The following is a 20,784-nucleotide window of genomic DNA, read 5'->3' on the forward strand; positions in this document are numbered from 1 at the left end:
CGTCACCCAACCGTTCGAGATCAGGTCCCTCGACTTCCCGGCGTGGCCGGGAAGTTCATCCCGAGCGGCTGGCTTGCCAGCCAGCCGAGGGGCTCGGGACAAACGGGCTTGGGCTGGTTGGGAGAACAGATGAGCATGACCCAGGTCCAGATCATAGGCGCAGGCATACACCCCTTTGGCCGCACCGATGGCCGGTCGGGGCGCGATCAGGGCGTGTTCGCGGTGCGCGAGGCGCTGGCCGATGCGGGGCTCGAATGGACCGATATCGAATGCGCCTATGGCGGGTCGGAGGCCGCGGGCAATGCCGATATCATGGTCAACGAGTTGGGGCTGACGGGCCTTCCCTTCATCAACGTGTCGAACGGCTGCGCGACCGGGGGCAGCGCGCTCGCCTCTGCACGCAATGCCGTCGCCTCGGGCCAGTGCGATGTCGCGCTCGCGGTCGGGTTCGACAAGCACCCGCGCGGCGCATTCAACGCCAGGCCCGGCGACTGGGGCCTGCCCGAATGGTATGGCGAGACCGGGATGATGCTGACCACGCAGTTCTTCGCGCTGAAGATCCAGCGCTACATGCAGCTGCATGGCATCAGCCGCGCGACGCTCGGCAAGGTCGCGGAAAAGGCGTTCCGCAACGGCACCCTGTGCGACCATGCCTGGCGGCGCTCGCCGGTCGATCTCGACACGATCCTCAATGCGCCAATGGTCAACGATCCGCTGACCAAATACATGTTCTGCTCGCCCGCCGAAGGCGCGGTCGCGCTGATCATCGCCTCGGAGAAAAAGGCGCGCGAGCTGGGCGCGGACGGGGTCAGGATCGCCAGCATCGCGGTGCGCACCCGCCCGCCCGGATCGTTCGAGGTGTTCGCGCCCGCGATCAGCGTGGATCGCGGCGGCAAGCCGACCGAACTCGCGAGCCAGGCGGCATACGAGGCGGCAGGGATAGGCCCCGAGGATATCGATGTCGCGCAGCTGCAGGACACCGAATCGGGCGCGGAGATCATGCACATGGCCGAGAATGGCTTCTGCAAGGATGGCGAGCAGGAGATGTGGTTCGCCGAAGGCCGCACCGAACTCAACGGCCAGCTTCCGGTCAACACCGATGGCGGCTGCCTCGCATGCGGCGAGCCGATCGGCGCATCGGGGTTGCGCCAGGTCTATGAGAACACCGTGCAGCTGCGCGGACGCGGCGGTGCGCGGCAGGTGCCGGGCCAGCCGAAGACTGCGTACAGCCATGTCTATGGCGCGCCGGGCCTGTCCGCCGTCGCGATACTGGAGCGCTGAACCATGAACGCACTTAAGGGAATGATGCAGGGCAAGGTCGCGCTGGTATCGGGCGGGGCGGAAGGTATTGGCGGCGCGACCGGGCGGCGGATCGTCGAGGAGGGCGGCAGCGTGGTGCTCGCCGACGTGCAGTTCGACAAGGCCAAGGCGCTGGCCTCGGAGCTGGGCGAACGCGCGATGGCGGTCTCGCTCGACGTGCGCGACCTCCAGCAATGGCAAGCGGCGGTACAGGCCGCGCAGGCGACCTTCGGCAAGCTCACGCATCTGGTCAATGTCGCCGGGATTTCGGAGCCAGGCGCGGTGGTCGATGTCGATCTGGACAGCTGGCAGCGCACCATCGACATCAACCTGAACGGCACGTTCAACGGCTGCCGCGCCGCCATCCCCGCCATCGCGGCGGCGAACGAGCCGGGGGCGATCGTCAATATCGGGTCGATGCTGGCGCTGCGCGTCGGTTCGGGCTTTGCGGCCTATTGCGCGTCCAAGGCGGCGGTGACCGCGCTCACCAAGACCATCGCGCTCGATTGCGCCGAAAAGGGCCTGCCCATCCGCGCGAATACCGTGCATCCCGGCGCGATCCGCACGCCGATGTTCGAACGCTATCTCGATGCGCTGCCCGGCACCAATGAAGAGGTCGAAGCCATGTTCGCGGCCAACCACCCGATGGGCCGGGTCGGCGAGGCGCACGAGGTGGTCAATGCCATCCTCTTCCTGCTCTCCGATCAGGCGAGCTTCACCACCGGGGTTGATTTCACCGTCGATGGCGGCGGAAACTTCCGCAGCTGAGGGAGCGACAGTATGGCACAACGGATCGATGCGCATTTCGTCGCGGCGGGCAAATATCACGATATCGACTTCGCGCGGCTGGAGGTGCTGAAGCTGCTCGCCGAGCATGACTTTGTCCGCACCACCGTGGCGCACGACTATCATGGCGTGGCCGAGCGGCTACCCGCCTGCCGGTTCCTGATCACCTATACCTGCGACCTGATGCCGAGCGAGGCCGAGGCTGCTGCGATCCGGGCCTTTCTGGAAGCTGGCGGGCGCTGGCTGGCGCTGCACGGGACCAACTCGATCCTGCGCTTCACCGATGCCGGGGTCGACAGCCCCGAAGAGCGGCCCGACGTGATGGACATGCTGGGTACGCAGTTCAAGGCGCACCCGCCGATCGGCGCGCCCTTCACCGTCGAGATCGTCGATACAGAGCACGACGTGACGCGCGGAATAGGCGATTTCGACGTGGTCGACGAGCTCTACCTGATGAAGCGGATGAGCGACATCCGCACGCTCGCGCAGACCCGGTTCGAGGGCGAGGCCACCGGCTTTGTCGATGCGCACTGGCCCGAAACCGTGGTGCCGGTCATCTATACCCGCGCGATCGGCCAGGGCGGGATATTGTACAATACGCTCGGCCATTGCCGGGGCCATTATGACCTGCCGGGCATGCAGGATTTCTATCCGCACCCGGAAAAATGCGCGTGGAATTACCCCGTTTACTACGAACTGTTGCGCCGCGGCATCGCCTGGGCGACCGGACATGGCGGAATCTGACACATGGACATGGACTTCACCCCCGAAGAGCTTGCCTTCCAGGCCGAGGTGCGCAGCTTCCTCAGAGCGCATCTGAACGAGCGGCTGGTCGAAGGCGCAAGGCGGACCCCCGGCGTGTTCGTCGAACCCGATATCGGCCTCGAATGGCAGCGCATCCTGCACGAGAAAGGCTGGCTCGCGATCCACTGGCCCGTCGAGGACGGCGGCACCGGCTGGACCCCGGTGCAGCGCTATATCTTCGAGAAGGAATGCGCACTCGCGGGCGCCCCGGCGCTGGCGGTGCTGGGGCTCAAGCTGGTCGGCCCGGTGATCTGCCGCTTCGGGACGCCCGAACAGAAGGCGCGCTTCCTGCCGCGCATCCTTTCGGCCGAGGATTACTGGTGCCAGGGCTATTCGGAGCCCGGCTCCGGATCGGACCTGGCCAGCCTGAAGACCCGCGCAGTGCTCGAGCGCGATACCTACCGCATCAACGGGTCCAAGATCTGGACCACGCACGCGCATTACGCCAACTGGATGTTCTGCCTCGTCCGCACCGACCCGGACGTGTCGGCGCAGCGCGGCATCACCTTTCTGCTGGTGCCGATGGACCAGCCGGGCGTCACCGTCACCCCCATCGTCACCATGGCGGGCGATCATGAGGTCAATCAGGTGTTCCTCGACGATGCCAGGAGCCATGTCGGCAACCGCATCGGCGAAGAGGGCCAGGGCTGGACCATCGCCAAGTTCCTGCTCGAGAACGAGCGCGGCGGATCGTGCTTCGCGCCCAAGCTGATCGCCGATATCGACCAGCTCGCGCTCACCGCCGCGCGCGTGCCCAGCGGCACCAACGGCGCGCTGGTCCATGACACCGAGATTTCGCGCAAGCTCGCCTCGCTGCGGCTGCGCGCGCGCGCGTTCGAGATCAGCGAGCTGCGCATCCTGGCCGAGATCGCCAAGGGCCGCCCGCCGGGTCCGCAGACCTCTTTGGTCAAGCTGTTCTCCGCGAACTTGCGGCAGGAGCTCGATACGCTGGCGATGGAAATCCACGGGCTTGCCGGGCTGCAACTGCCCGCAGAGCGCCCGCTCTACGGCAACGAGGCGCCCGAGCCGGTGGGCAGCATCGAGGCGCAGATGGCGGCCGGCCGCTATCTCAATTCGCGCGCCTGGACGATCTTCGGCGGATCGGACGAGGTGCAGAAGAACATCATCGCCAAGACCGTGCTGGGGTTGTGAGGCGGCACCCAGGCGTGCCACACTCGCCTGACCCCGTTCTGGGTGCAGACAAAAAGAAGCAGGAGAGCCCCGAATGGACATCGCGCAGATCATGTACCGCCCCGGCCTGATGCAGGGCGAGCGCATCCTGGTCACCGGGGGCGGCACGGGGCTGGGCAAGGTGATGGCCGAAGCGTTCCTGTATCTCGGCGCCGAGGTGCATATCTGCGGGCGGCGCGGTGCGGTGCTGGAAGCGACGGCGGACGAGCTGATGACGCGGCATGGCGGCACTGTCGGCGCGCATGTCTGCGATATCCGCGACGCCGCGTCGATCGACGCGATGGTGGCCGCGATCTGGGCGCAGCACGGGCCGCTTACGGGCCTGGTCAACAACGCGGCGGGCAATTTCATCAGCCGTACCGAGGACTTGAGCATCAACGGCTTCAACGCGATTTCGGACATCGTGTTTCGCGGCACCTTCTACATCACGCACAATGTCGGCAAGCGGATGATCGCGGAGAATATCCGGGGCAATTTCCTCGCGATCCTCACCACCTGGGTTTGGAACGGCGGGCCGTTCACCGTGCCCTCGGCCATGTCCAAGGCGGGGATCAACGTGATGACGCAATCGCTCGCCACCGAATGGGGGCGCTACGGATTGCGCTTCAACGCGATCGCGCCGGGCACCTTCCCGACCAAGGGGATGACCGAGCGGCTGTCGCCCGGCAATAGTCAGGGGCTTCAGGGCCAGAATGCCGATCGCGGCAACCCGATGGGCCGGGTGGGCGAGATGCACGAGCTGGCCAACCTGGCGGTGCTGCTGATGGGGCGCGGCGCGGACTATATCAACGGCCAGACCATTGCCATCGACGGCGCGGGCTATCAGGCCAATTCGGGCAATTTCTACCAGAGCCTCTCGCGGATGGACGACCAGCAATGGGCGGACATGGCGGCGATGATCCGCGGCGCGAACGCCAAGGACAAGGCAGCGCGAACAACAGGTTAGGGACCAGTGCGGACCTTTTGTCACACTGGCCGCAAAAAGCGTCGGCCGATCGCGCAATCCGTAGCGTTAGCCCGCATCCTCACCTAGTCTCGCCGGCAGGAGAGACGGATCGAATCAAGGGGAACACCATGATCGAGACACATGCCAAATTCAGCGAGAATCTGGAGGCTCGCAACAGCCCGTTCAACACGCTGGCGCAGAGGGTCACGATCCGCCGGGTCGAGGATATTCGCGACGCTGCCATCGCGCTGCACGAGATGGCACAGGCGCGCGGCTTCCGCGTCGCGGCGTGCGACGACATCTCGTCCAAGGAGCCGATGGTCGATGCCGATGGCGCGATCATCAACGGCGAGATCTTCGGCTGGATGGCCGATGGCGAACGCTGGTGGGAGGATACGCGGCTCGCGCTCAACTCGCCGCTGCCGCGCGCCTGCCGCTACGAGAGCGAGCCCTTCTGGTGCAACGAGACCGGCATGTACGGCCGCTGGCGCAACGAATATCTCGAGGAAATGGACCTGACCGATTTCCGCAAGCGCTCGCTGGTCCATGCCGCGATCGTCGTGCCGGTGCACCTGCCGTTCGGCCAGATATCCGCGGTCAGCTTCACGCCGATGGACCGGTCGCTCACCGACCTGTCCGAACTGTTCGAAAAGCATGCCGACCTGATGGCCTCGATGACCCGCCGCTTCATCGCGGGCTATGTGATGGTGATGCGCACCAAGCGCCGGATGCCGGCGGATTGCATGCTCTCCAAGCGCGAGGTCGAATGCCTGCGCTGGGCTGCGATCGGCAAGACGGACAAGGAGATCAGCATGATCCTCGACCGCAGCCACGCGACCATCCGCTATCATATCCACCGTGCGGGCGAGAAGCTCGACGCGGTCAACCGCAGCCAGACGATCTTCAAGGCCGGGCAGCTGGGCTATCTGGGCGCGAGCGATTGAATCGGTTGCTCTCTCCCCTTCAGGGGAGAGACGCGAGACTTGGCGGCTTTGCAGCCTAGTCGCAGCAGAGAGGGGCTGTGCGCTACGCCCCCCCTCTCAACTTCGCCTAGCCAGCAAGCTGGCAAGGCTGCGTATCTCTCCCCTGAAGGGGAGAGAGCTGGCATCACCCCAGCACCCGCACAGGATCGCTTCCGTCCCAGCTCTTCGCCGCCTCTGCGATCATCGCGAAAAACCCTTCGCTGCCGCTCGCCGGCTGCAATATCTCGACGATCGCCCCGGCATTGGGCCGCGTCTCGGCGGGGCCGCAATCGGCATAGATGACCGCGCCGTCCGCGCCCACCTTGCCCTCCACCAGCACAAGCCCGCCGCGCGATTCGACCGTCGCACGCGCCGAGGCAATATCGTCGGTGAGCAGGCAGACATGGTGCATCGCCTGCCCGCCGGGCCAGTAATCGCCGCGATAGATCGAGGGGGCGTCATTGTCCTGCCGGATCAGTTCCACCTGCACATCGCCCCATTGCGCCAGCGCGATGGTGAAGGTGCAGTCGGACGGCGCGCCCATGAAGCGCGCGTCCTCGAGCCGAATCCGTTCCATCACGAAGAACGGTCCCACGCCCATATTCTCGGTCCAGTGGCGGAGCGCCGCGTCGAAATCCTCCGGCACGAAGGCGATCTGCATCGGCTTGCCGATCGCGGCGATGGTGGCGGCGGTGTCTGCAGGCATGGCACTCCCTCCCCTCACTAAACCAATAGTGTCATTGCCTTGCCCTCTTCTGGCATGGTGCTCGCAATTGCCATTGTCCAAATTGGGAGGCCCTTACATGGCCGAACGCGATCCTTCCGACAGCCTGACCCCGGACTGGGCGGCGTCGCGCAAGCTGCGTGCGCGTGAAATCCGCCGCAAGATCGTCGCGAACGTGGCGAACAGGACCACCGACATGGCCGACGGACCGCTGCCGCTGCACAAGTCGGTCTATATCGATGAAGCGCGGTTCGAGGCCGAGCGCGAGCACCTGTTCCTGGGCCAGCCGCTGGTCGCGGGCCTCTCCGGCGATATTCCCGAGCCCGGCGACTATCTGGTGTTCGATGCCGCCGGCCCCTCGATCCTGGTGATTCGCGGCAAGGATGGCGTGGTGCGCGCCTTTCGCAACCTGTGCACGCATCGCGGCGCCAAGCTGGTCGAGCAGGCCGAGCCGTTCACCGGCAAGGCCAGCCGCATCTCCTGCCCGTTCCACGCCTGGACCTTCGACAATCTGGGTCGGCTGGTGGGCCAGCCGGGCAAGCCGGGCTTTGCGGATTGCGCAATCGGCGCGCGCGACCTGCTCGAACTGCCGTGCAGCGAATATCTCGGCCTCATCTTCGTGCGCGCGTCCGAAGGCGAGCCGATCGACGCGGCGGCGCATCTGGGCGATTTCGCCGACCAACTCGCGCTGATCGAGCTCACCCGCGCGGTGCCGGTGAAAAAGGGCATCCTCACCGCCGATTCGAACTGGAAATTCGCGCTCGACACCTATGGCGAGGGCTATCATTTCGCCGCGCTGCACAGCTCGACCATCGGCCAGACGCACTATAACGACATCTCAGTGCTCGAACGCTTCGGCCGCCATCACCGCATCAGCTTTCCCGACAAGACCATCGGCGATCTGGTCGGCAGGGACGAGGCCGAATGGCCCGATACCGAATATGGCGGGGTGCATTATCTCTTTCCCAACACCGTGATCTTCTTCGGCGCGGTGACGCCCGGCGTCTATTTCACCCAGGTCTTCCGCCTCTTCCCCGATGGCGTCGGCAGGACTCGCTGCCAGTTCGCGGTCTATGCCCCGTTCGGCATCATCGACGAGGAATATCGCGGGGTGTGCGAATTGGCCTACGATGCCACCGCGACCGTCGTGCAGACCGAGGATTATCGCGTCGCCAGCCACGGCTATGCGAACCTCATGACCGCACCAGCGGATTTCCACGTCGTGCTGGGCGCGAACGAAAGCGCGCCGCAAGCGGTGCACCAGCATATCGCCGAGGTGATCGGGATGCCTTTGTAGCGCGGCACATCCGTTTGTCCCGAGCGTGTCGAGGGACCTTACGCGACCCTTTCCGATCACGTCCCTCGACTTCGCTCGGGACAAACGGGAGGGGGCAAGCAGAGAACAAGATATTGAGGAGAGCAAGATGGAAGACGCGAGCCGGACCTACCCCGCCGACCGCTGCCCCGCGATCACGGTCGACGAGATTCTCGATCTCGACAGCCGCGAGGTGCCGCCCGAGGTGCGCGGCGACAGCTGGCGCGATCTGGGCACCGAGCCGGTCACGGCCGAGCGCTATACGAGCGCCGCGTTCTTCGAGGCCGAGAAGAAGCACATGTGGCCCAACGTGTGGCAGATGGCTGCGCGCGAGGACGAGCTGCTGCAAGCCGGCGACTATGTCGTCTACAACAATGTCGGGCGATCGTACCTGATCGTCCGGCAGGATGACGGGTCGGTCAAGGCGTTCCACAATGTCTGCCTGCACCGCGGCCGCAAGCTGCGCACCGAAAGCGGATCGGCGGACGATTTCACCTGCCCGTTCCACGGCTTTGCCTGGAAGACCGATGGCGGCCTCAAGCACATCCCCTGCGAATGGGATTTCCAGCACCTGAAAGAGCGCGACATGAGCCTGCCCGAGCTGCGCGTCGAGCGCTGGCAGGGCTTCATCTTCGTCACCGAAAGCGCGACGCAGGTGAGCTTGCGCGACTATATGGGCGCGGAAGTCTACGACCGGTTCGCGCGCTGGCGGCTCGACGAATGCTATACCGCTCTGTGGGTCGGCAAGGTGATCAACGCCAACTGGAAGGCGGTGTCCGAGGCGTTCATGGAGGCCTGGCACTCGATCGTCACCCACCCCCAGATCCTGCCCTATACCGGCGATGCCAATACCCGCTATTCGATGTGGGGCGATCATGCCAACCTGGCGCTGACCCCGTTCGGCCTGCCCAGCCCGCATCTGGCAGCGGACAACCTGAGCGAGGACGACATCATCGCCGCGTTCAGCCGCACCTCGGGCCGCTCGGCCTCGCTCGAGGGGCGCAAGCTGAACGAAGGCGAGACCGCGCGCAAGGCCATGGCGGAAATCAACCGCGCCAATTTCCTCGATGCGCTGGGCTATGACAGTGCGGGCATTTCGGACAGCGAGATGCTCGACGCGTTCACCTACAATATCTTCCCCAATTTATCGCCCTGGGGCGGGTTCGTGCCCAATATCGTCTATCGCTGGCGCCCCTGGCCCGACCAGAACGCAACGCTGATGGAAGTCCGCCTGCTCGGCCGCAAGCCGAAGGACGGCGCGATGCCCGAAGCGGCCGAGATGCGCTTCCTGACACCCGAAGAGCCGTGGGCCACGGTCACCGAATGGGGCGCGCTGGGCGAGGTGTTCGATCAGGACATGGAGAACCTGCCCTATGTGCAGGAGGGTCTGATCGCGTCAGCCAACAACCGGGTCGAGCTGGGCCGCTATCAGGAGGGACGCATCCGCCAGTTCCACCAGACGATGGACAAGTATCTGGCGGGGCAATTGCCTTGAGAGCAGCGACGATGCTTCGAGCCCCGATGCCCCCTCTTCCGTTTGTCCCGAGCGTGTCGAGGGACCTTTCACCGCCCTTTCCGATTATGTCCCTCGACTTAAGTTTACCCTGAGCGGCTGGCTTGCCAGCCAGTCGAAGGGCTCGGGACAAACGGAGGTGAGTTTGAACCCGGACAAACGGAAGTGGATGAGAAATGGCATTTGACGGCCCAGCAGAGGACCAGATCGCGATCCGTGCGCTGATCGACAGTTATAGCGATGCGGTGTTCCGCCGCGATGCGCAGGCCTGGGGCGCGACCTGGGCAGAGGATGCGGTGTGGAACCTCGCAAGCACCGAGGTGCGCGGGCGCGACGCGATCGTCGGGCTGTGGACCCAGGCGATGGCGGGCTTCCCGTTCGTGGCGTTCTTCGCGCAGATCGGCCAGCTCGCGATTACCGGCGATCACGCCACGGGGCGGGTCTATACGCACGAATATCTCGAACTCGCCGACGGGTCGGTCAGCCGCCCGATCGGCCAGTATCTCGACGTTTACACGCGCACCGGCGACGGCTGGCGCTTTGCCGAGCGGCATTTCAGCATCCTCAAGGAGACCCAGGCGAAATGAGCATCGTGATTGCAGGCGAAGTCGATTTCCCTCCCGAGAACCGCGACGCCGCGCTGGCGGGAGCGAAAGCCCTGATCGACATGGCGCTCGCCGAACCGGGGTGCCGCCATTATGCCTGGAGCGCCGATCCGCACGATCCGGGCCGGGTGCATGTGTTCGAGGAATGGGACAGCGCCGACGAGCTGCAGGCGCATCTCGAGGGCGAGGCCTATCGCGGCATGCTCGGGCATCTCTCGCAATTCACCATCCTCAACGCCGATACGCGCAAATACCGGTTCGACCGCAAGGAGCCGGTCTATGGCCCCGACGGCGTCGCCACCGCGCGCTTCCTGAGCGAGGCCGCAGCATGACCGACCTCACGGGCAAGACCGCGATCGTCATCGGTGCCGCGGGCGATCATAACATGGGCCAGGTGATCGCGCGAGCGCTCGCCGCCGCCGGGGCGAAGACAATGGTCTCGGGCCGCAAGCGCGACCCGCTCGAAGCGCTGGCGAGCGAGATCGGCGGCGAAGCGGTGACCTGCGATCTGACATCGCGCGCCGATGTCGATGCGCTGTTCGATGGCGTCGCTGCTCGTCATGGCAAGGTCGATATCGCGATCAACGCCACCGGCTGGGGGCTGATGAAGCCCTGGGCCGATGTCACCGACGAAGACCTGGCAGCGATGGTCGCGCTGCAGTTTACCGGCGTGCACCATATGCTGAACGCGTGCCTGCGTACCATGACGGGTGGCGGATCGGTGATCCAGATCTCGTCGGCCACGACGCAATGCCTGATTTACGACCATGCCGCCTATATCGGCACCAAGGCGGGGTCCGAGGCGCTGATCCGCTGCTTTGCCAACCAGTACGGGCCGCTGGGCATCCGCGCCAATGTGGTGTCGCCGGGGCTGACCGCGACGCCGATGGCCGCCGCCGCCGTGGCGACGCCGGGGCTGGAGGCAGCGTTCGCGAAGGAATATCCGCTGGGCCGAATCGGCACCGCGGACGATATCGCGCACACCGTGCTGTGGCTGTGCGACGATCGTACCTTTGTCACCGGCCAGAATATTCAGGCCAATGGCGGGCTGACGCTGAGGCGCAATCCGCGGCCCGAGGAAATTGCAGCCTCCGTGGGCGCGGCAATGGCGGCTGCGGCGCAATAGAGGCGGTTTTGCTCCGAATGCGCGCATCTGCTGGCGCTATGCAAACGTAACGCTATAGTGCCGCACAATCTGCCCGCGCATTCGGGTCGCAATCAGGGGCCTTAAACCTAGTGAAAAAAGCTGCAGTTATCGGGTCCGGCTTCGGCGGGCTGGCGCTCGCCATCCGCCTGCAATCCGCCGGAATCGCCACCACCGTCATCGAAAGCCGCGACAAGCCCGGCGGCCGTGCCTATTTCTGGGAAAAGGACGGGTTCACCTTCGACGCCGGCCCGACCGTGATCACCGATCCGCCGTGCCTGGAAGAGCTCTGGGCGCTGACCGGCCATCATATCAGCGAGGATGTCGACCTCGTCCCCGTCATGCCCTTCTACCGGCTGAACTGGCCCGACGGCACCAATTTCGACTATTCGAACGACGAGGCGAGCCTGCGCGCCGAGATCGCCAAGCTGAACCCCGAGGATGTCGCCGGCTATGACCGCTTCCTCGACTATAGCGCAGGCGTGCACGACGAGGGCTATCTCAAGCTCGGCCACAAGGCGTTTCTCGACTTTGCCAGCATGATCAAGGCCGCGCCTGCGCTGATGAAATACCAGGCCTGGCGCTCGGTCTATTCGATCGTCTCCTCGTTCGTGAAGAACGAGAAGCTGCGCGAGGCGCTGTCGTTCCACACGCTGCTGGTCGGCGGCAATCCGATGAAGACCAGCTCGATCTATGCTCTCATCCACAAGCTCGAAAAGGACGGCGGGGTCTGGTTTGCCAAGGGCGGCACCAACCGGCTGATCGCGGGCATGGTCAGGCATTTCGAGCGGATCGGCGGCACGCTGCGCCTGAATGATCCGGTCACCGAGATCGAGACCATGGGCGACAAGGTCACCGGCGTGGTGACCAAGAGCGGCTGGCGCGAAAACTTCGATGCGGTCGCCAGCAATGCCGATATCATGCACAGCTATCGCGATCTGCTCGGAAAGTCGGGCCGGGGCAAGCGCGCGGCAGCGAGCCTCAAGCGCAAGAAATTCTCGCCCTCTCTGTTCGTCGCACATTTCGGCATCAAGGGCGACTGGCCCGGCATTCCGCACCACATGATTCTGTTCGGCCCGCGCTACAAGGGGCTGCTCGACGACATCTACGACCATGGTGTGCTGGCCAAGGACTTCTCGCTCTATCTGCACCACCCGACCGTCACCGATCCCTCGATGGCGCCGCCGGGGCACAGCACTTTCTACGTGCTCTCGCCGGTGCCGCATCAGGGCAAGCTGCCGATCGACTGGAAGGAAATGGGCCCGATCTACGAGAAGCGCATTCTCGACGAGATCGGCCACCGGCTGATCCCCGACATTCACGAGCGGATCGTCACCAGCTTCCACTATACGCCGCAGGATTTCAGCACGGACCTCAACGCGCATCTGGGCAGCGCCTTCAGCTTGGAACCGCTGCTGACGCAGAGCGCGTTCTTCCGCACGCACAACCGCGACGATGCGATTCCGAACCTCTATTTCGTCGGCGCGGGCACGCATCCGGGCGCTGGCATTCCCGGCGTGGTCGGCAGTGCGAAGGCGACCGCGACGCTGATGCTCGAGGACATGCTCTGACCATGTAAATCCTCCCCCAGCTTGCTGGGGGAGGGGGACCGCCCGCGTAGCGGGTGGTGGAGGGGTGGCGGGATAGTATATTCTGCCGCAGCGGGCGCGACCTCGCTTCCCCTCCACCACCGACCCTTGGTCGGCGGTCCCCCTCCCCGAGACAAGCTCGGGGAGGATTTTATAGTCTGGAGCCCTTTCATGCACACCGGATCATGCCTGTGCGGTGCGATCGCCTTCACCGTTTCCGCCCCGCTCAAGGGGCCCGATGCCTGCCATTGCGGCCAGTGCCGCAAGCAGTCGGGCCATTACTGGGCCTCGACCGACGTCAAGCGCAGCGATCTCGCGATCACCGGCGAGGAGCATGTGCGCTGGTACCAGTCCAGCCCCAAGGTGCGGCGCGGCTTTTGCGGGACCTGCGGCAGCTTCCTGTTCTGGGACCCGCCGCACCGCGATTCGATGGCCGTGGCGATGGGCGCGTTCGATGCGCCGACCGACACGCACCTGCACGTGCATATCTTCACCGCGCACAAGGGCGATTATTACGACATTGCCGACGGCCTGCCGCAGGAATGAGGGCCGTCAGTCCTCCCCTAGCTCGCTCGGGGAGGGTTTAGTGTTGGCAAGGCTTGCTCCGCCCCGCATTTCCGGCGATGGACCTGGCAACATCCCCATTCAGGAATCACCATGACCGCTCCGTTCAAGCGCCTGGCCGTCTATTGCGGCTCTGCCACCCCTGCCGACCCCGTCTATATCGAAACCGCGCGGATGACCGGCGCGACGCTCGCCAATCGGGGGATCGGCGTCGTCTATGGCGGCGGACGGCTCGGGCTGATGGGCGCGACCGCCGATGCGGCGCTTGAGCTGGGCGGCGAGGTGATCGGCATCATCCCCGAGGCGCTGGTCCGGCCCGAAGTCGCGCATCAGGGCTGCACTGAACTGCACGTCGTGCCCGGCATGCATGCGCGCAAGCAGGCGTTCACCGACCTGTCCGATGGCTTCATCGTGCTGCCCGGCGGCGTCGGCACCATGGACGAGCTGTGGGAGGCGATCAGCTGGTCGCAGCTCGGCTATCATGACAAGCCGGTCGGGCTGCTCAACGTGAACGGCTTTTACGACCAGCTCGTCGCCTTCAACCGCCACATGATCGAGGTGGGCTTCATCCGGCCGCAGCACGCGAACATCCTGATCGTCGATGACACGCTCGACGGATTGCTCGCCAAGATGGCGGCCTACGAGCCGCACCAGTCGATCTTCTCGATGACGACGGATGATCTGTAGTTTCGCAGCGGCATGCACCCATGGATAGAGCCGCCCTTGTCGATCATGCGCGCGACTCGATCGCGCGCGGCTCGAAATCCTTCGCGCTCGCCTCGAAGCTGTTCGATCCGCTGACCCGCGAGCGCGCCTGGCTGCTCTATGCCTGGTGCCGCAAATGCGATGACCTCGCCGACGGCCAGGACATGGGCCATGGCATGAGCGCGGTCGCCGATGCGCAGGAACGCGTCGCCTATATCCGCGAGCAGACCGACCGGGCGCTGACCGGTCAGCCGACCGACGACCCGGCCTTTGCCGCGCTGGCAGTGGTGGCCGCCGAATGCCGCCTGCCCCGCGCGATCATCTTCGACGTGATCGAAGGTTTCGCGCTCGACGCCGATGACTGGCGCCCGCGCACCGAGCGCGACCTGTATCAATATTGCTATCATGTCGCCGGCGCCGTCGGGCTGCTGATGGCGATCGTGATGGGCGTCGATCCGGCTGACGAGGAAACGCTCGACCGCGCCTGCGATCTCGGCCTTGCCTTCCAGCTCGCCAATATCGCGCGCGACCTGTCCGAGGACGATTCGGTGGGGCGCTGCTACCTGCCGGTCGAATGGCTGGCGGAGATGGACATCCCGCCAGGCCAGCACATGAAACCCTGGCTGCGCCCGCAACTGGTACCGCTGGCGAAGCGGCTGGCCGATCGCTCCGAAGCGCACGAGGCCTCGGCCCGGGTCGGCGCGGTGCGGCTGCCCTTTCGCGCGCGCTGGGCGGTGCTGGCGGCAGCGGGGATCTATGGCGATATCGCGCGCGAGGTGCGCCGCCGCGGCGCGCAGGCCTGGGACCACCGGGTCATCACCACGCGCGGGCAGAAGATCGGATGGGTCGCGCGCAGCCTTGCTCAGGCGATGCGAACCCCGGCGCCGGTCAGCCGCGAAGGCTTGTGGACGCGTCCGCGCAAACCAGCGCGTTGATCACGCCGCCTTTGCGGCGCGCAGCCGTTCGGCCATCGGATAGATTTCCTCATGCTCGCGATCGATCCGGTCGGCCAGCGCCGCGAAGACCCTGGCGGATTCGGCGCGAAAGCCATCGGCATCGGCAAGCAGCGCATCGGCGCGCTTCCAGCGGTCGACAAAGTCGAGAAAGGCATCGGCAAGGCCGCCCATTTCCTGCCAGTAGCGTTCTGCCGTGCGCGCCATGGCGGGATCGCTGGCATTGCGCAACGCGGGGTAGAGGATCTCGTCCTCGAGCGCGAGATGGATGCGCAATATGCCGGTCAGTCGCGCGAGCATCAGCGTGATCTCGACCGCTGCAGGCCGGTCCCAGATCTGGAGCGAGCGCGCCTGGATGTCCTGCACGATGGCAAGACAGGCTTCATGCTGCGACTGCAATTGTCCGATGCGCCAGTTCATACCGTGCGTCCTCCCCGCACCGATGAGCCATCGGAGCAATGATCGGGGCTAAACCAGTTTAGTTAAGGCGCGGCTAATGCCCATGGCACCGCGATAAATGCTATCGATTTCAGTTCTGCGCTTGCCAGCAAAACTGGTTGCAGATAGAAACTCAATATGCGTTTCGTCACCGCGCGCCGTTACGGCCCCCTCACCCTGTCGCTGATCGTCGGCGCTTCGCTGGCGCTGTCCGCCTGTTCGGGCGGCAAGGACGAGCCCGCGCCGGTCGCGGCGGACAAGGTCTATCCCGTGACCATTGCGCAAGTGCAGCCCGCCAGCACCTCCGCGCTGATCACCGCAGCGGGCACGGTGCGCTATCGCTACGAGACACCGCTGGGCTTCACGACAGCGGGCAAGATCGCCAGCATCCGCTTCCAGGAGGGCGACCGGGTGATGCCCGGTGCGCTGATCGCGGCGCTCGATGCGACCCAGGTCGGCGCCAATCTGGAAAGCGCCAGGGCCGAGCAGCAGCGCGCGCAGGCCGAACTCGGCCGGTTCCAGCAGCTGTTCGAAAAGGGCTGGGTGACTCGCGCGCAGCTCGAACGCGCCGAGGCGACCGCGCGCGCTGCGACCGCCCAGGTCAGCACCGCAGGCTTTGCCAGCGGCACCTCGCAAATTCTTGCACCTTCGGGCGGCATCATCCTGGCGCGCAGCGCAGAGCCGGGACAGGTGGTGGCAGCCGGCACGCAGATCGTCGTGCTGGGCGAGACCAGCGGCGGCATGGTACTGCGCGCGCCGATGATCGACAGCGATATCGCGCGCCTTTCCCCCGGCATGCCGGTCCTGGTGCGGCTGTCGGCGGTGCCCGGCGGCGAGATCGAGGGCGTCATCAGCGAGATCGACGCGCGCGCCAATCCGAGTTCGGGCGCGTTCGAGGTGACGGTCGCGCTGCCCGCCAACCCTGCCCTGCGATCGGGCCAGATCGGCACGGCGGAGTTCCGCGTCGCCGCCGCGCCCGATGCGTCAGGCCTCGCGGTTCCCGCGAGCGCCGTGTTCAACGTCCGCGCGGACGAGGGCTTTGTCTATCTGCTCGACCCGAAGACAAGCCGGGTGCGCGCCCGCGCGGTGCAGATTGGCCGGATCGACGACAAGGAACTGATCGTCACCGGCGGGCTAAGGCCCGGCGACCGGATCGTGACCTCGGGCCTGGTGCTGCTGACCGATGGCGCGAAGGTGAAGCCGCTCGCCAGCCGCCAGCCAAGCCGCACCACCGCCGCTGCGGCCCCGGCCGCCGACGCCGCGCGATGACGCCGACCCGGCGCGCCCCGCAATGAACCTTGCCGCCTTCACCATCGCCCGCTGGCAGCTCAGCCTGGTGGCGTTCCTGCTGCTCGCAGCCTTGGGCCTGACCTCGCTGCTCACCATTCCGCGCTCGGTCGATCCGCATTTCCCGATCCCCGTGGTCACCGTGATCATCGCGCTGCCCGGAGCCGATGCGGCGGACATCGAGCAGACCATCGCCAAGCCGGTCGAGGAGGTGCTGCGCGGCATCGACGATATCGACGAGATCCGTGCCGGGATTACCGACGGCTTCGTCACTGTCACCGCCGAATTCGACTGGGATGGCGACCCCGACCAGTATTTCAACGATGTCGTGCGCGAAGTGAGCGCGATCCGCAGCCAGCTGCCCGAAGGCATTACCGAGCTGCGCTATCGCAAGGCACGCACCACCGAGGCGGCAGTGCTGCAACTCGCGATGGTCAGCAAGACCGCGAGCTGGCGGCGGATGCAGAAATATTCGGAGGATATCCGGGATACCTTCGTGCGCTATCCCGGCGTGCGCAACACGGTGATCGACGGCCTGCCGCAGCCCGAGGTGCAGGTGGCAATCGACAGCCGCCGCCTTGCCGAGCTGGGCCTCGCCCCGTCCGCGATCGCCGATGCGCTGCGCCGCGGCGGCGCGGAGCTGCCGCCCGGCGCGGTGGACAGCGCTGGGCGGCGCTTCAATGTCGAGGCGGGCGGCGCCTATCGCGATCTCGACACGATCGCCAACCTGCCGATCCGCGCGGGCAACGGCACGCTGATGCGGGTGAAGGACGTCGCCGATGTCCGCTGGGGCAATGCCGAACAGCTCTATATCACCCGCTTCAACGGCGAGCGCGCGATCTTCCTGTCGATCCTGCAGAAGGACGGGTTCGACGTGATCCGGCTCAAGGCGTCGCTCGAAGAGGAGCTCAAGCGGCAACAGGCGAATTTCCCGCCCGATATCCGGCTCGAGCAGATTTTCGACCAGAGCCGCGACATCGAGCACCGCCTGAGCGAGCTCACCCGCGACTTCTCGATCGCACTCGGCCTCGTCATCATCACATTGCTGCCGCTGGGGTGGCGCGCGTCGGTCATCGTGATGATCTCGATCCCGCTGTCGCTCGCCTCGGGCCTGCTCGCGATCAGCGTGATGGGCTTCAACCTGAGCCAGCTGGCGGTCGCGGGCTTCATCGTGGCGCTGGGCCTGCTGGTCGACGATTCGATCGTGGTGACCGAGAATATCGCGCGGCATCTGCGCATGGGCAAGCGCCGCTCGATTGCGGCGATCGACGCCACACGCGAGATCACGCCTGCGGTGCTCGGCTCGACCGGCGTGCTGATCTTCGCCTTCACGCCGCTGCTCTTCCTTCCCGAAGGCGCAGGCAAGTTCACCCAGTCGTTCATCTACACGATCATCTTCACCGTCTTCGCCTCGCTGGTGATCTCGCTGACGATCATCCCCTTCCTCGCCAGCCGCATTCTCTCGCGCGACGAGGACCCGGAGGGCAATGCCATCCTCAAATGGCTGACGCACCAGATCGAGCGGCTCTATCGCCCGATCCTGCACAGCGCGCTCGACAAGCCGAAACAGACCTTCTGGGCGTCGATGGCGCTCACCCTATCGGCCTTCGCGCTGATCCCGGTGCTGGGCTTCAGCCTGTTCCCCTATGCCGATACCAGCTATTTCCGCGTCACCATCGATGCCGAGCAGGGCAGCAGCGTCGCCACCACCGACGCGCTGGTGCGCAAGGTCGAGGCGGTGCTGGCGAAGGAACCCGACATCAAGGTGCGCGCGGCCAATACCGGCAGCTCGAACCCGCAGGTCTTCTACAATGTCTTCGCGCTCGACCAGCGGCCCAATTTCGGCGAGGTGTTCGCGGTGATGGATGCCTGGCATCCCGATCGCAGTCCGCAGATGATCGCGCGCATCCGCGACCGGCTCGAGCAGATTCCCGGCGCGCGCTTCAATGTCGAACTGTTCCAGAACGGCGCGCCGATTGCCTCGCCCGTGGCGCTGCGCATCACCGGCGAGAATCTCGACACGCTGCGTGACATTGCTGCAAAGGTAGAGAAGATCCTGCGGTCGACGCCTGGCGCGCGAGACGTGATCAACCCGGTCGCGACCGACGGCATCGACCTGGATATCGGCATCGACGATGCCAAGGCGGCGCTGCTCAACATCGCGCCGGGCGAGCCGCGTCGCGCGATCCGCCTGGCGCTGTCGGGCGAGAATGCGGGCACGTTCCGCGATCCCGAAGGCGACAGCTATCGCGTCACCGTGCGCCTGCCGCTCGGCGAGACCCAGCCGATCTCCGCGCTCGACAAGGTCTATGTCGCCAGCCGCACCGGCGAGGCCATTCCGCTCTCGCAGATCAGCACGCCGCGCCTCGAAAGCGTGCCGCCGCAGATCCAGCGCTTCCAGCTCGAACGGTCGGTCACCGTCACCGCCAACGCCCAGCCCGGGGCGCTGCCCGCACGGATCAGCCAGCAGGCGATGGACGAGGTGGGCAAGCTGAAACTGCCGCCGGGCTATCGCGTCTCCGCCGGCGGCGAGGCCGAGGCGATCGCGACGGTGTTCGGCGGCCTGGGCCCGATCATCCTCATCGCGCTGTTCGGTATCTTCGCGGTGCTGGTGGCGGAATTCGGCCGCTTCCGCGAGACGATCGTGGTGGCAGGCGTGATCCCGCTGGGCACGTTCGGCGGCTTTGTCGCGCTGTTCGTGACCGGATCCTCGCTCAGCTACATGGCGATCATCGGCTTCGTCGCGCTGATCGGCATCGAGATCAAGAACTCGATCCTGCTGGTCGATTTCACCACCCAGCTGCGCCGCGAGGGCATGGAATTGCGCGCCGCGATCGAACGCGCGGGCGAGGTGCGCTTCCTGCCGGTGCTGCTAACCTCGGTCACCGCGATCGGCGGCCTGCTGCCGCTCGCGCTGTTCGGCGGATCGCTGTACGCGCCGCTCGCCAGCGTGATCATCGGCGGGCTGATTTCCTCCACCCTGCTCTCGCGCATCGTCACCCCGGTCATGTACCTGCTGATCGCGCGCGGCGGAGAAAAGGACAGCGATGCCAAGGCACCGCCGGTGCTGCCGGTTGAAGGCTGAGACGGTTGTTTTGAGCGGCCTTCACGCTATCTCTCTGGAGAACGTAAACCAAGCCCGGACTTGGAACAGACAAGGATGGAAAGCATGACCGAACAAACCGCCATCATCGCCGGAGGCTGTTTCTGGTGTACCGAGGCCGTGTTCAACGACGTGATCGGCGTGAGCAAGGTCGAGAGCGGCTATATCGGCGGCACCACCGAGAACCCGACCTACAAGCAGGTATGTTCGGGCAATACCGGCCATGCCGAGGCGATCCGCGTGACCTTCGACGACGCGCAGCTGAGCTATGCCGATCTGCTCGACATCTTCTTCGCGACGCACGATCCGACGCAGCTCAACCGCCAGGGCAATGATGTCGGCACCCAGTATCGTTCGGCCATCTTTCCGCTCGATGCGGTGCAGCAGGTCGAGGCCGAGGCCGCGATGAGCCGCAACCAGGCGAACTGGCCCTCGACCATCGTCACCACGATCGAGGAGCCGACGACCTGGTACCCGGCCGAGGACTATCACCAGGAATATTGGCAGGGCGAAGGCCAGCGCAATCCCTATTGCCTGGCGGTGATCCCGCCCAAGCTGCAGAAATTGCGCAAGAGCTTTGCCGCGCGGGTCAAGGCCTGAGCCCGGCGTCACCGGGTCGCGGCTTGACAGCCGGGCGGCACGCTGCAAGGTCTCGCCTCGGCTGTCGGGGCCGATAAAGAGGACATAACGTGAAGCCCATCCGCAAAGCTGTGTTTCCGGTTGCCGGTCTCGGCACCCGCTTTCTTCCCGCGACCAAGGCCATCCCCAAGGAGATGCTGCCGATCGTCGACCGCCCGCTGATCCAGTATGCGGTGGACGAGGCGCGCGAGGCCGGGATCGAGCAGATGATCTTCGT

At 65.6% G+C, this 20,784-nt stretch carries 21 protein-coding genes; 19 read left to right on the forward strand and 2 right to left on the reverse strand.

Annotated elements, in window-relative coordinates; translation table 11 throughout:
• Positions 1–135 precede the first annotated feature (135 nt).
• The 6 genes from FG486_RS17415 to FG486_RS17440 all read left to right on the forward strand — a co-directional run bounded on the left by FG486_RS17415 (position 136) and on the right by FG486_RS17440 (position 5,970).
• Positions 136–1,281, forward strand: coding sequence for a thiolase family protein (locus tag FG486_RS17415; RefSeq protein WP_181268519.1), 1,146 nt, complete (start codon positions 136–138; stop codon positions 1,279–1,281).
• Between the two features lie 3 nt (positions 1,282–1,284).
• Positions 1,285–2,067 (forward strand): SDR family NAD(P)-dependent oxidoreductase, encoded by a 783-nt coding sequence (locus tag FG486_RS17420; protein ID WP_241695889.1) that lies wholly within the window; start codon positions 1,285–1,287, stop codon positions 2,065–2,067.
• 12 nt (positions 2,068–2,079) lie between these two features.
• Complete coding sequence (locus FG486_RS17425) at positions 2,080–2,829, forward strand: ThuA domain-containing protein (RefSeq protein ID WP_181268501.1); 750 nt, start codon at positions 2,080–2,082, stop codon at positions 2,827–2,829.
• Between the two features lie 3 nt (positions 2,830–2,832).
• Positions 2,833–4,041: an acyl-CoA dehydrogenase family protein gene (locus FG486_RS17430; RefSeq protein ID WP_181268502.1), complete on the forward strand. Its 1,209-nt coding sequence runs from the start codon at positions 2,833–2,835 to the stop codon at positions 4,039–4,041.
• Between the two features lie 73 nt (positions 4,042–4,114).
• On the forward strand, positions 4,115–5,026 hold the full coding sequence (locus FG486_RS17435; protein ID WP_181268503.1) for an SDR family oxidoreductase: 912 nt from the start codon (positions 4,115–4,117) through the stop codon (positions 5,024–5,026).
• A gap of 128 nt (positions 5,027–5,154) precedes the next feature.
• Positions 5,155–5,970: a helix-turn-helix transcriptional regulator gene (locus tag FG486_RS17440; RefSeq protein WP_241695890.1), complete on the forward strand. Its 816-nt coding sequence runs from the start codon at positions 5,155–5,157 to the stop codon at positions 5,968–5,970.
• 163 nt (positions 5,971–6,133) lie between these two features.
• Here the strand turns inward: FG486_RS17440 and FG486_RS17445 are convergent, their stop codons facing one another.
• Positions 6,134–6,694: a VOC family protein gene (locus FG486_RS17445; RefSeq protein ID WP_181268504.1), complete on the reverse strand. Its 561-nt coding sequence runs from the start codon at positions 6,692–6,694 to the stop codon at positions 6,134–6,136.
• A gap of 97 nt (positions 6,695–6,791) precedes the next feature.
• Here FG486_RS17445 and FG486_RS17450 point away from each other — a divergent pair, with 97 nt between their 5' ends.
• The 9 genes from FG486_RS17450 (at position 6,792) to FG486_RS17490 (ending at position 15,082) form a co-directional block, all read left to right on the forward strand.
• The gene (locus FG486_RS17450) at positions 6,792–8,009 is read left to right on the forward strand and encodes an aromatic ring-hydroxylating oxygenase subunit alpha (protein WP_181268505.1); all 1,218 of its coding nucleotides are present in this window, start codon (positions 6,792–6,794) and stop codon (positions 8,007–8,009) included.
• A gap of 127 nt (positions 8,010–8,136) precedes the next feature.
• Positions 8,137–9,522, forward strand: a complete 1,386-nt coding sequence (locus tag FG486_RS17455; RefSeq protein ID WP_181268506.1) for an aromatic ring-hydroxylating oxygenase subunit alpha — start codon at positions 8,137–8,139, stop codon at positions 9,520–9,522.
• 194 nt (positions 9,523–9,716) lie between these two features.
• On the forward strand, positions 9,717–10,127 hold the full coding sequence (locus FG486_RS17460; protein ID WP_066284651.1) for a YybH family protein: 411 nt from the start codon (positions 9,717–9,719) through the stop codon (positions 10,125–10,127).
• Positions 10,124–10,477: a putative quinol monooxygenase gene (locus FG486_RS17465; protein WP_181268507.1), complete on the forward strand. Its 354-nt coding sequence runs from the start codon at positions 10,124–10,126 to the stop codon at positions 10,475–10,477. The genes FG486_RS17460 and FG486_RS17465 overlap by 4 nt, the downstream gene beginning before the upstream one ends.
• A complete protein-coding gene (locus tag FG486_RS17470) occupies positions 10,474–11,271 on the forward strand; it encodes an SDR family NAD(P)-dependent oxidoreductase (protein WP_137775704.1) in 798 nt (265 codons plus the stop codon). Before FG486_RS17465 ends, FG486_RS17470 begins: the two co-directional genes overlap by 4 nt.
• A gap of 110 nt (positions 11,272–11,381) precedes the next feature.
• Complete coding sequence (locus tag FG486_RS17475; protein ID WP_066284642.1) at positions 11,382–12,860, forward strand: phytoene desaturase; 1,479 nt, start codon at positions 11,382–11,384, stop codon at positions 12,858–12,860.
• Between the two features lie 189 nt (positions 12,861–13,049).
• Complete coding sequence (locus FG486_RS17480) at positions 13,050–13,424, forward strand: GFA family protein (RefSeq protein ID WP_181268508.1); 375 nt, start codon at positions 13,050–13,052, stop codon at positions 13,422–13,424.
• A 111-nt stretch (positions 13,425–13,535) separates the two neighbouring features.
• A complete protein-coding gene (locus FG486_RS17485; RefSeq protein ID WP_066284226.1) occupies positions 13,536–14,129 on the forward strand; it encodes an LOG family protein in 594 nt (197 codons plus the stop codon).
• 20 nt (positions 14,130–14,149) lie between these two features.
• Positions 14,150–15,082, forward strand: a complete 933-nt coding sequence (locus tag FG486_RS17490; protein ID WP_066284229.1) for a phytoene/squalene synthase family protein — start codon at positions 14,150–14,152, stop codon at positions 15,080–15,082.
• Here FG486_RS17490 and FG486_RS17495 read toward each other — a convergent pair whose 3' ends face one another.
• Complete coding sequence (locus FG486_RS17495; RefSeq protein WP_181268509.1) at positions 15,083–15,520, reverse strand: hemerythrin domain-containing protein; 438 nt, start codon at positions 15,518–15,520, stop codon at positions 15,083–15,085. It abuts the gene before it with no gap.
• Between the two features lie 156 nt (positions 15,521–15,676).
• Between FG486_RS17495 and FG486_RS17500 the strand changes: the two genes are divergently transcribed.
• The 4 genes from FG486_RS17500 to FG486_RS17515 all read left to right on the forward strand — a co-directional run.
• Positions 15,677–16,807 (forward strand): efflux RND transporter periplasmic adaptor subunit, encoded by a 1,131-nt coding sequence (locus FG486_RS17500; protein ID WP_181268510.1) that lies wholly within the window; start codon positions 15,677–15,679, stop codon positions 16,805–16,807.
• A 22-nt stretch (positions 16,808–16,829) separates the two neighbouring features.
• Positions 16,830–19,910 (forward strand): efflux RND transporter permease subunit, encoded by a 3,081-nt coding sequence (locus tag FG486_RS17505; RefSeq protein ID WP_137775708.1) that lies wholly within the window; start codon positions 16,830–16,832, stop codon positions 19,908–19,910.
• A gap of 84 nt (positions 19,911–19,994) precedes the next feature.
• Entirely contained in the window at positions 19,995–20,528 is a 534-nt protein-coding gene (msrA, locus tag FG486_RS17510; RefSeq protein ID WP_066284265.1) for a peptide-methionine (S)-S-oxide reductase MsrA, read from the forward strand.
• A gap of 89 nt (positions 20,529–20,617) precedes the next feature.
• Positions 20,618–20,784, forward strand: a 167-nt coding sequence (locus FG486_RS17515) for a sugar phosphate nucleotidyltransferase (protein WP_338401638.1), incomplete at its 3' end; no start/stop codon positions are given.

Origin of the sequence: Blastomonas ursincola (assembly GCF_013607875.1) — a bacterium.
GTDB classification, from domain to species: Bacteria; Pseudomonadota; Alphaproteobacteria; order Sphingomonadales; family Sphingomonadaceae; genus Blastomonas; species Blastomonas ursincola.

Bases quoted from the DNA above. Each gene is read 5' to 3' on its own strand.
- FG486_RS17415 (WP_181268519.1), top strand. From the start codon at position 136: ATGACCCAGGTCCAGATCATAGGCGCAGGCATACACCCCTTTGGCCGC.
- FG486_RS17420 (WP_241695889.1), top strand. From the start codon at position 1,285: ATGAACGCACTTAAGGGAATGATGCAGGGCAAGGTCGCGCTGGTATCG.
- FG486_RS17425 (WP_181268501.1), top strand. From the start codon at position 2,080: ATGGCACAACGGATCGATGCGCATTTCGTCGCGGCGGGCAAATATCAC.
- FG486_RS17430 (WP_181268502.1), top strand. From the start codon at position 2,833: ATGGACATGGACTTCACCCCCGAAGAGCTTGCCTTCCAGGCCGAGGTG.
- FG486_RS17435 (WP_181268503.1), top strand. From the start codon at position 4,115: ATGGACATCGCGCAGATCATGTACCGCCCCGGCCTGATGCAGGGCGAG.
- FG486_RS17440 (WP_241695890.1), top strand. From the start codon at position 5,155: ATGATCGAGACACATGCCAAATTCAGCGAGAATCTGGAGGCTCGCAAC.
- FG486_RS17445 (WP_181268504.1), bottom strand. From the start codon at position 6,694: ATGCCTGCAGACACCGCCGCCACCATCGCCGCGATCGGCAAGCCGATG.
- FG486_RS17450 (WP_181268505.1), top strand. From the start codon at position 6,792: ATGGCCGAACGCGATCCTTCCGACAGCCTGACCCCGGACTGGGCGGCG.
- FG486_RS17455 (WP_181268506.1), top strand. From the start codon at position 8,137: ATGGAAGACGCGAGCCGGACCTACCCCGCCGACCGCTGCCCCGCGATC.
- FG486_RS17460 (WP_066284651.1), top strand. From the start codon at position 9,717: ATGGCATTTGACGGCCCAGCAGAGGACCAGATCGCGATCCGTGCGCTG.
- FG486_RS17465 (WP_181268507.1), top strand. From the start codon at position 10,124: ATGAGCATCGTGATTGCAGGCGAAGTCGATTTCCCTCCCGAGAACCGC.
- FG486_RS17470 (WP_137775704.1), top strand. From the start codon at position 10,474: ATGACCGACCTCACGGGCAAGACCGCGATCGTCATCGGTGCCGCGGGC.
- FG486_RS17480 (WP_181268508.1), top strand. From the start codon at position 13,050: ATGCACACCGGATCATGCCTGTGCGGTGCGATCGCCTTCACCGTTTCC.
- FG486_RS17485 (WP_066284226.1), top strand. From the start codon at position 13,536: ATGACCGCTCCGTTCAAGCGCCTGGCCGTCTATTGCGGCTCTGCCACC.
- FG486_RS17490 (WP_066284229.1), top strand. From the start codon at position 14,150: ATGGATAGAGCCGCCCTTGTCGATCATGCGCGCGACTCGATCGCGCGC.
- FG486_RS17495 (WP_181268509.1), bottom strand. From the start codon at position 15,520: ATGAACTGGCGCATCGGACAATTGCAGTCGCAGCATGAAGCCTGTCTT.
- FG486_RS17500 (WP_181268510.1), top strand. From the start codon at position 15,677: ATGCGTTTCGTCACCGCGCGCCGTTACGGCCCCCTCACCCTGTCGCTG.
- FG486_RS17505 (WP_137775708.1), top strand. From the start codon at position 16,830: ATGAACCTTGCCGCCTTCACCATCGCCCGCTGGCAGCTCAGCCTGGTG.
- msrA (WP_066284265.1), top strand. From the start codon at position 19,995: ATGACCGAACAAACCGCCATCATCGCCGGAGGCTGTTTCTGGTGTACC.